Source organism: Belnapia sp. AC561, assembly GCF_979252845.1.
Genome location: NZ_CEEDBP010000338.1, coordinates 1 through 253 on the forward strand (window position 1 = coordinate 1; position 253 = coordinate 253).

A 253-nucleotide genomic window follows, 5' to 3' on the forward strand; every position below is an offset into this window, starting at 1 on the left:
GTATTAAACATCACTGATAAGGCAATTGCAAATGGCAATTCAACATCAATGATAATTGTAATGCCGGATGCCAATACTGGTCGCCGCGGCTATTTTAACGACATTAAGGGAGACTGGAATTATGAAGATTTCTTTTTCAAAGAGTTGATGCCATTTGTTGAAAAGAAATACAGAACCAAAACCGATAAACGCTCAAGAGCGATAGCCGGCTTATCTATGGGTGGTGGCGGAACTTTTGTTTATGCATTACACC

At 39.5% G+C, this 253-nt stretch carries 1 protein-coding gene; it reads left to right on the top strand.

From position 1 onward, the window contains the following. Positions 1-60 precede the first annotated feature (60 nt). A partial coding sequence (locus AC0IW9_RS31325) for an alpha/beta hydrolase-fold protein (RefSeq protein WP_471652192.1) occupies positions 61-253 on the top strand: 193 nt, incomplete at its 3' end.